This is a genomic window from Bradyrhizobium sp. CCH5-F6 (assembly GCF_001556045.1).
Taxonomy (GTDB): domain Bacteria; phylum Pseudomonadota; class Alphaproteobacteria; order Rhizobiales; family Xanthobacteraceae; genus Bradyrhizobium.
Window position 1 is genome coordinate 22381 of the sequence record NZ_LSIC01000023.1, and the last position, 8321, is coordinate 30701.

Annotated in this window: 9 protein-coding genes and 2 pseudogenes; 5 read left to right on the plus strand and 6 right to left on the minus strand. The window is 64.4% G+C overall.

All coding sequences use genetic code 11. The annotated features are described in order from the left end of the window. Positions 1-15: 15 nt before the first annotated feature. Together AX729_RS05050 and AX729_RS05055 are read right to left on the minus strand one after the other, a co-directional pair. A pseudogene (locus AX729_RS05050) lies at positions 16-1283 on the minus strand (TRAP transporter large permease). Beyond that, positions 1283-1891 carry a TRAP transporter small permease gene (locus AX729_RS05055; RefSeq protein ID WP_061020821.1) on the minus strand — a complete coding sequence of 203 codons (609 nt, stop codon included), beginning with the start codon at positions 1889-1891 and terminating at the stop codon, positions 1283-1285. Before AX729_RS05055 ends, AX729_RS05050 begins: the two are co-directional and overlap by 1 nt. 232 nt (positions 1892-2123) lie before the next feature. Between AX729_RS05055 and AX729_RS05060 the strand changes: the two genes are divergently transcribed. Further along, positions 2124-2807 carry a GntR family transcriptional regulator gene (locus AX729_RS05060; RefSeq protein ID WP_061020812.1) on the plus strand — a complete coding sequence of 228 codons (684 nt, stop codon included), beginning with the start codon at positions 2124-2126 and terminating at the stop codon, positions 2805-2807. A 72-nt stretch (positions 2808-2879) separates the two neighbouring features. On the opposite strand, the gene AX729_RS05065 is transcribed toward AX729_RS05060, so the two are convergent. The 3 genes from AX729_RS05065 to AX729_RS05075 are packed head-to-tail and all read right to left on the minus strand — an operon-like array spanning position 2880 to position 5808. Beyond that, entirely contained in the window at positions 2880-4238 is a 1359-nt protein-coding gene (locus tag AX729_RS05065) for a TRAP transporter large permease (RefSeq protein ID WP_061020813.1), read from the minus strand. Beyond that, the gene (locus AX729_RS05070; protein ID WP_061020814.1) at positions 4235-4789 is read right to left on the minus strand and encodes a TRAP transporter small permease; all 555 of its coding nucleotides are present in this window, start codon (positions 4787-4789) and stop codon (positions 4235-4237) included. The genes AX729_RS05065 and AX729_RS05070 overlap by 4 nt, the downstream gene beginning before the upstream one ends. Continuing rightward, complete coding sequence (locus AX729_RS05075; RefSeq protein WP_061020815.1) at positions 4786-5808, minus strand: TRAP transporter substrate-binding protein; 1023 nt, start codon at positions 5806-5808, stop codon at positions 4786-4788. The genes AX729_RS05070 and AX729_RS05075 overlap by 4 nt, the downstream gene beginning before the upstream one ends. A 310-nt stretch (positions 5809-6118) precedes the next feature. Here AX729_RS05075 and AX729_RS05080 point away from each other — a divergent pair, with 310 nt between their 5' ends. After that, positions 6119-6364: a pentapeptide MXKDX repeat protein gene (locus AX729_RS05080; RefSeq protein ID WP_061020816.1), complete on the plus strand. Its 246-nt coding sequence runs from the start codon at positions 6119-6121 to the stop codon at positions 6362-6364. Positions 6365-6477: 113 nt separating this feature from the next. Here the strand turns inward: AX729_RS05080 and AX729_RS05085 are convergent, their stop codons facing one another. Beyond that, positions 6478-6825, minus strand: a complete 348-nt coding sequence (locus AX729_RS05085) for a DUF6481 family protein (RefSeq protein WP_061020817.1) — start codon at positions 6823-6825, stop codon at positions 6478-6480. A 266-nt stretch (positions 6826-7091) separates the two neighbouring features. Between AX729_RS05085 and AX729_RS05090 the strand changes: the two genes are divergently transcribed. The 3 genes and pseudogenes from AX729_RS05090 to AX729_RS05100 all read left to right on the plus strand — a co-directional run. Further along, positions 7092-7328: a hypothetical protein gene (locus AX729_RS05090; protein WP_061020818.1), complete on the plus strand. Its 237-nt coding sequence runs from the start codon at positions 7092-7094 to the stop codon at positions 7326-7328. A gap of 72 nt (positions 7329-7400) precedes the next feature. After that, positions 7401-7637, plus strand: a complete 237-nt coding sequence (locus tag AX729_RS05095) for a DUF2273 domain-containing protein (protein ID WP_061020819.1) — start codon at positions 7401-7403, stop codon at positions 7635-7637. Positions 7638-7815: 178 nt separating this feature from the next. Continuing rightward, a pseudogene (locus AX729_RS05100) lies at positions 7816-8321 on the plus strand (hypothetical protein); the annotation flags it as partial.

Sequence of the window (8321 nt, forward strand, 5' to 3'; positions counted from 1 at the left end):
CTCCTATTGGATGGCCTATTTGACGAGGATCAGCGAGAGCGACGGATAGAGCGAGAGCAGCACGAGGAGGACGCAGGAGATGACGAAGAAGGGCAGCGTCACCATGAACATCTTGCCGGGCTTGGCGCCCGTGACGGCGGCTGCAACGAAGAAGCAGAGCCCGACGGGTGGCGACAGCAGGCCGAGCACCAGGTTGATCACCACCACGACGCCGAAATGCCTGGGATCGATGTGATGCTGATCTGCAACGTCATCCTGCTGCTGATCGGCACCGTCATGATCAGGCCGGGAATGCCGTCGATCACCGTGCCGATCAGCAGCAGGATGACGTTGCAGATCAGCATGAAGCTGACCGGATCCTTGGCGGCGGTCTGGATCCAGGCGGCGGTCTCCTGCGGCACCTTGCCGAAGATCAGGACCCAGGAGAACACCGCCGCGGCCGCCACCAGGAACAACACGATCGCCGAATAGATCGCGCTGCGCAGCATCATCTGCGGCAGCTGGGAGAATTCGAACTCCTTGGTCCAGAACTTTCCGACCAGCGCGGCGGCGACCGCGCCGACGGCCGCGGATTCGGTCGCGTTCGCGAGGCCGCCGAGAATGGTGCCGACGATGACGATCGGGATCAGCAGCGTCGGCGAGGTCCGCAGGATCGTCATGACCCGCTGGCGCGGCGTCTGATAGTCCGCGCGCGGATAGTTGTAGACGTAGCCCATCAGCGCGATGACGAGGCAGAACATCACCGTGAGAATGACGCCGGGCACGATGCCGGCGATCAGCATGTCGCTGACCGAAACCTGCGCCAGCACGCTGTAGACCACGAACATCACCGACGGCGGGATGATCGGGCCGAGCATGCCGCCATAGGCGGTCAGTCCGGCTGCGAAGGTCTTGTCGTAGCCCTTCTTCTCCATCTCCGGAACCATGATCTGGGCCATGATCGCAACCTGCGCCGTCGCAGATCCCAGGATCGATGAGATGAACATGTTGGCGAGGATGTTGACGTAGGCGAGCCCGCCCTTGAGCGAGCCGACGAAGGCCATGGCCATGTCGACGATGCGCCGTGTGATGCCGCCGCCGTTCATGATCTCGCCGATCAGGATGAAGAGCGGGATGGCGATCAGGCCATAGCTGTCGACGCCGCCGAACAGCTGGAGCGGATAGGACTGGAACAGCACGGGATTGCCGGACGCGGCGATATAGACGAGGCCGGCGAGGCACAGGCAGAGGCCGATCGGGACGCCGACCAGCATGAACGCCATGAAAGCCGCTGACGTGATCATCAGTTGACCCCGTCCAGCTCGGAGAGTTGGAAACCTTTCGGCGGCGTGCGCGGGACCAGCTCGAGATCTTCAAGCAGATTGGCGAGGCCGTGGATGGTCATCGACACCGCGAAGATCGGCAGCGTCAGATAGAGCACCCATGTCGGCCAGTTCAGCGTCTGGGTGCGCTCGGTGTAGAGGAAGTTGAAGGTTTCGGCGGCGAGCCTGCGCCCGTCGAAGCCGGCACGCGCAAGCCCGATCGGGTCCATCCAGAGCACGCAAGTCACGATCAGGGCGATGCCGAACACGACGACGAGGCCGGTCGAGATCACCTTGGCGAGCTTCTGATGCTGTGGCGACAGGCGTTCCGTCAGCATGGTGACCGCGAAATCGAGCCGCAGCCGCGTCATCGCGGAGGCGCCGATGAAGGTCAGCCAGACCACGCAATAGACCGCGGATTCGTCGATCCAGTAGATCGGGAAATGCGAGTAGCGGGTGACGACGTTCACCAGGATCAATCCGGTAAGCAGGTACATCAGCCCCATCAGCGCGAGGCGCTCGACCGCGAGCAGGGCGCCCGACGCGCGAACGACCATGCGTCGGACGCTGAATGCACGCGTGGCCGGCATCGTCTGCTCGATCATGAAAGAGGACCCAACCCCGAAGATTTGTCGTGCGATTGCTAAATGTATAATTTATACATTTTGGGAGTCAAACGGAGTTTGCGGTCAATTCGGCGGCAGGACGCGCTTTTGCTGGGCACCCGGTTTTTGTGCGCACTCGGCTTTTGCCGGGCGCTTCACCATGCAAGAGAGAGACCGCTTCGGCCGGATGAGTCGAAAAGGGAAGTCGGAAGGTCAGATGAAACAGCCTCTGAAGCATCGCACCCTGTCGGCTGCGATCGTCGACCAGCTCCGGCAGGCGATCCTCGACGGCACCTATCCGGCGGGATCGCAGTTGCGTCAGGATGCGCTTGGCGAGGCCTATGGCGTCAGTCGCATTCCCGTCCGCGAAGCGCTGTTCCAGCTCGAGGCCGAAGGCCTGGTGCGCATCGTGCCGCAGAAGGGCGCCATCGTCTCGGAGCTGTCACTGGACGAGATCAATGATGTTTTCGACCTGCGCTGCATCCTCGAGCCACGCCTGCTCGCGCAATCGGCGCCGCGCTTCAGCGCGGAGGATTTCGACGGGCTCGACGACATCCACAAGAGATTCGAGAAGGCGATCAAGGCGAGGAACGTCAGCGACTGGGGCCAGCTGAACGCCGACTTCCACATGGCGCTCTACGTCCACGCGCCGCAGCCGCGCACGCGGGCGATCGTGTTGTCACTGCTCCAGACCAGCGACCGCTATACCCGCCTGCAGCTCTCCAATACAAAGGCGATGGGGACAGCGGAGAAGGAGCACGCCCATCTGATCGCGCTCTGCCGCGCGCAGAAGGTGGAGGAGGCCTGCCGCTTCCTGGAGCGGCACATCGAGGCCGTGCGGAAGGATCTGTTGCAGGTCGTTGCGAACGCGCCGCGGTCGCGGCGCAAGGAGAAATCGTAGGGGGGTTACGCCCGGCGACTGCGCTTCGCGCAGCCGCAGGTCTAACCCGCCCTACGGCAGTTGCGATTGCCGCTACCTGCTTCCGTCCGGCCCCATCACCAGATCCGGCAGCCCGGTCGAGATGCCCGGGAAGAAGCACAGCAGCAGCACGGCGAGCATCATCAACAGCACGAAGGGCAGGGTGCCCCAGATCACCTCGCTGAGCGGAATGTCCGGTGCGACGTTGCGGATGACGAAGATGTTGAGGCCGACAGGGGGATGGATCAGCCCCATCTCCATCACGATGGTCATGACCACGCCGAACCAGATGATGTCGAAATTGGCGGCGCGTAACGGCGGCAGGATGATCGGCGCCGTCATCAGGATGATCGAGACTGGCGGCAGGAAGAAGCCCAGCACGACGACCATGACGAGGATCGCGAACAGCAGCTCCCAGCGCGGCAGGTGCATGGCGACGATGGATTCGGCGACCGATTGCGAGATGTGCAGATAGCTCATCACGTAGGAGTAGAGCAGCGACATGCCGATGATCATCATCAGCATGGTCGATTCCCGGATCGTCGACTTCATGATCGGAGCGAGGTCGCTCGGCCGCCACACGCTGTAGATCGCGGCAATCAGCGCCAGCGCGAGCAGGCCGCCGAGGCCGGCCGTCTCCGACGGCGTGGCGTAGCCGCCATAGAGCGCGACCATGACGCCGGTCAGCAGCAGCACGAACGGGATCACCCGCGGCAGCACGCTGAAGCGTTCGGCGAGCGTGTACTCGTCACGATGCAGGATCGGAGCCTCCGGTCCGCCATTCTTGTAAGCCGCTTCGGCGGCGGCATATTCCTGTCGGAAGCGAACGACGGCATAGGCGCCGAACAGGAAGACCAGCAGCAGGCCGGGACCGATGCCGGCGAGGAACAGCCGCCCAAGCGACTTCTCGGCGGCGACCGCGAACAGGATCATCGTGATCGAGGGCGGCAGCAGGATGCCGAGCGTGCCGCCTGCCGCGATGATGCCGGCGGCGAAGCCGCCGGAATAGCCGCGCTTGCGCATCTCGGGGATGCCGGCCGAGCCGATCGCCGAGCAGGTCGCTGGGCTTGAGCCCGCCATGGCCGCGAACAGCGCACAGGCGAACACGTTGGCGACGCCGAGGCCGCCGGGCACGCGGTGCAGCCAGGCATGCAGCGCCAGATAGAGATCCTGGCCGGCGCGGGACTTGCCGATCGCGGCGCCCTTCAGGATGAAGAGTGGGATCGACAGCAGCGTGATCGAGGCCATTTCCTCGTAGACGTTCTGCGTCACCGTATCGAGCGACGCGGCAGGCATATAGATCGCCATGAACGCGACCGCGACCGCGCCGAGCGCGAATGCAATCGGCATGCCCGAAAACATCACGAGCAGCGTCACGATCCCATAAGCGAGGCCGATACCGAAGACGCTCATGGCCGCCGGGCTCCGGTGAAAGGCAGCGCAAGCTGCACGAGGATCTGGATGCAGAGCAGGCTCATGCCGAGCGCCATCAGCGTATAGGGAATGGCGAGCGGCGGCGACCACATCGAGTTCGAGACCTGGCCATCGACATAGGCCTCGTGCGCCAGCGTCCAGGATTTCCAGGTGAAGAAAGCGCAGAACAGAAAGGTGGCGGCGTCGACCAGCCAGAGCCTGATCCGGTTCGCGAGCGGCGAGAGCAGGCCGACAAAGGCCTCGATGCCGATATGGCCGCGGTTCTGCTGCACATAGGCCGCCGTCATGAAGGTGGCGCCGACCAGCAGAAACACGGCCGCCTCGTCCTGCCAGTAATTGGCGGCCTTGTAGAGAGCGCGGCTGAGCACGCTGTAGCTCAGGATGGCACAGGCCGCGACCAGCGCGATCGCGGCGAACACGACGATGATGCTGTGGAGGACGGCGAGACCACGATCGATCGTCGCCGCAAGGCCGGTCCCTGCGGCAGCGCTCGATGGGGCGTCACGATCCGGAAGCGGACCGTGGCTCATGCCGCAACGTCGATGGCGAGCTTGAGCAGGTTCGCAGCGGTCGCGGTCTTGCCGCTGTAGTCCTTCCAGGCGGTGTCGCGGGCGATGTCGCGCCACTTGCCGACGGTCGCGGCGTCGAGCGGAGAGACCTTGGCGCCGGCCTTCTCATAGACCTTGGCGACCTCGATGTCGTCGTCCTGCGCGCCCTTGCGGCCGAAGGCCTCGAGCTCGGTGCCGACCGCGAGCAGGATATCCTGGTGGTTCTTCGGCAGCTTGTCGAAGATCGCCTTCGACATCATCAGCGGCTCGAGCATGAACCAGTAGGACGTTCCGGCGCCTGACGTCAGCGATTTGGCGACCTCTTCGAGGCGGAACGAGATCAGGCTGGTCGAGGAGGTGATGCCGGCATCGCAGGCGCCGGTCTGCATCGCCGCGTAGATTTCGTTCGACGGCACCGACAGCACCGAGGCGCCCGCGGTCTGAAGCACCATGTCCATCTCGCGCGAGCCGCCGCGCACCTTCATGCCCTTGGCATCCTCGGGCGCGACGATCGGCTTGGAGCGGCTGGCGACGCCGCCGGCCTGCCAGACCCAGGTGAGCAGGATGATGCCCTTGTCGGCAAGGAAATCGGTCAGCGCCTTGCCGACCGGCTCCTTCTTCCAGCGCAGGCCCTGGTCGTAGGTGGTCACGAGGCCCGGCATCAGGCCGATATTGGTTTCCGGCACCTCGCCGCCGGCATAGGGCATCGGATAGAGGCTGATGTCGAGCGCGCCCTTGCGCATCGCGGAGAACTGCGCGTTGGTCTTGATCAGCGAGGAGTTCGGGTAGATCTCGGCAGCGATGTCGCCATTGCTGCGCTTGGCGACCTCGGCGGCGAACATGCGGCAGAGCCGGTCGCGGAAATCGCCCTTGTCGATGGTGCCGCCCGGGAACTGGTGCGAGATCTTCAGCGTGGTCGCGGCCTGCGCGGTGCCGGTGCCGAAGCGAAGGATGGCGGGTGCCGCGACAGCGGTCGCGAGCAGATGGCGGCGCGTGAGCATGATGGGATTTCCTCGGACGCTTCTTGTTTGCTTGGGTTGGGCTTGAGTCTGCGAGACCGGTCCGTAGGCCCATCCGAGCCGATCTTTCACCCGATAGTCTCTCATCTGATAGTTCGAGACCCAATGCCTCGGCAAGTGCCGGCCGTGCTGCGCTGCACACTTTCTGGTTGCGCGTGGGGATCACGTCGCACGACCGATAGGGCTCGCGGAAATTTATCGGCGGGTGGCGTAACGACGCCGGCTGACGATTCGTCGAGATTGAATAGCGGCGTCCGTCGCTGACAACACCATCTCGAAGGGAAGATGAACCATGACCACTCGCACCCGCATCGTGCTCGGCGTCTCGGCTGCCGCTCTCTCGCTCGGCCTCGCGTTTGCGCCGGCCGCTTTTGCTCAGGACAAGATGGGCAAGGACGATGGCATGATGAAAAAGGACACGATGTCCAAGGACGGCATGATGAAGAAGGACACCATGTCCAAGGACGACGGCATGAAGAAGGATCACATGTCGAAGGACGGCATGAAGAAGGACGACGGGATGATGAAGAAGAATTGATCCTTCGCCGTCACGCGTGGCGCCCGTCTTCGGCGCCCGTGCATTCCCGCGGCGGCCTTTGGGGCCGCCTCCGGGGCTTTCGTTCAATTACAATTGAACGTGACCAGCGCGCCTTACTTGCGCTTGGCCTTGCGGGCCGCGTAGCGGGCGTCGCGCTTGGCCTTCTGCTCGGCTTCGAGCGCCGCCAGCCGTTCGGCGGTTTCCTGGGCCTCGCGTGCGATCCGCTCGGCTTCGGCCGCCTTGGCTTCTTCCTCGCGGCGCTTCTGCTCGGCCTTCTCGGCTTCGCGCGCGGCCTTGGCCTCGGCGCGCTTGGCAGCGAGGGCCTCGCGCTCGGCGCGGCGAGCCGCAACGGCCGGATCATCGGGACCCGGCTGCGACTTGAATTTGTTCAACAGATTCTTGCGAGCGTCCTGCGCTGCCTTTTGCCGGTCTGTGAAGCCGGGTTCCCTGAATCCACTCATCGACGAGCCTTGTCTTCCTCGCTTTCGATCCTACATCGCTGCCTGTTGGTAAGTCGGCTGGGCATAGCAGGCGCCACGCGACGCAGAAGCGTGTACATCGGCGCGCGTCGCGAAGCCACCTATATTCGCAGCCGATCAGGTCGACGACAAATCGCCCACCCCGACGATCTCTCGTAGCCCGGAAAAACTGCCGAATTGTGATGTCCCTCATAAGGGAGCACGAGGGCGACGCCTAGCGTCCCCCCGATACGAGACGGAGTACGGGCATGATGATCTCAAAACCAAGTCTGAAGGCGCTCGCAATCGCTTTCGCCCTCGCAGGCGTGGCCGGGGCCGCGCTGCTGCTCGCTCGTCCGCAGCCCGTTGAAAGTGCCGTGTTGGGCGCGGATTGGGAATGCACCCAGACCGCATTCGTGCTGACGAGCTGCGCGCCGCGGGTCCAGCAGGCCATTCCAGCGGTCGAAACCTCGCGCAAGGATGCGATTCCGCCGACCCGAGGCTGAATTGGACGGGCTGATCGGGATGTGACGCGACGCCGCAGAGGTGATAAAAGCCGGCTCGTCAGTGCGACCGCCATGTCGAAGCCAGAAACCAGATCCGAACCCGGCGAGGGGCCCAATCCTCGACCGAACCGTCAGCCCAATCGGCAGTCCGGTGACAACCGCCGGGGCGCAATCGCCGGATTGATCATTGCGATCGTGATCCTGGCCGTCGGCTGGTGGCTCACGCGGAATCTCACGGCAGCCAGCAAGATGCAGGACTGCCTGATGTCCGGGCGAAGCAACTGCAACGTGATCGAGCCGGTTCGCTAGGCGCGCTCCGGCGTGCCCCGCAGGGCCGAAAAAATGCCGTGATCTTAATCATTTGTAACGGGACTTAGCCGATCAAGCAGGGCAGTTGTTTCGGCCGGCATCAGCTCGGAGCGCGGCGATTCGCCGATCGCGCCCGGGACCACGGCCATCGAGAGAAGAGAGCAGGGGGCGAGCACGCATGAGTGCGTCCAAGCGCATGAAAATTGTCATTCCCGTGGTTTCGGCCATGTCGCTGCTCGCGCTGTCGGCGCAGGCGCAAGACGCCAGACCGCCGAGAGATGCCGGCCAGCCGTCGGCCGGGCCAGCTGCAGGCGCGCCGCCTCAGGCCAATCAGAACATGCGCAAGGGCCCTCCGCCCCAGCAGGCGGCCCGGCCCGCTCAGCCCGGCGGCCAGCCCCATGCGGGTCCTCGCGGGCACGATGCCGGCGGCCCCCCGCCGGGACGTCATGCGCGCGGTCCTGCCCCGGCGCGAGACTGGGGTGGACACACTTATCGCGGCAATCGCGCCTGGGACGGCGGACGCTGGCGCCACGAAGTCCGCAACGGCCGCTCCGGCTGGTGGTGGGACGTCGGTGGCGTCTGGTATTACTATCCGCAACGAATGGCTGGTCCGCCCGCGTACATCTCGGAGGATTACATCGACGACGTGCCGGTCGCCTACGCTCCGCCGCCGGTCGCCTATGC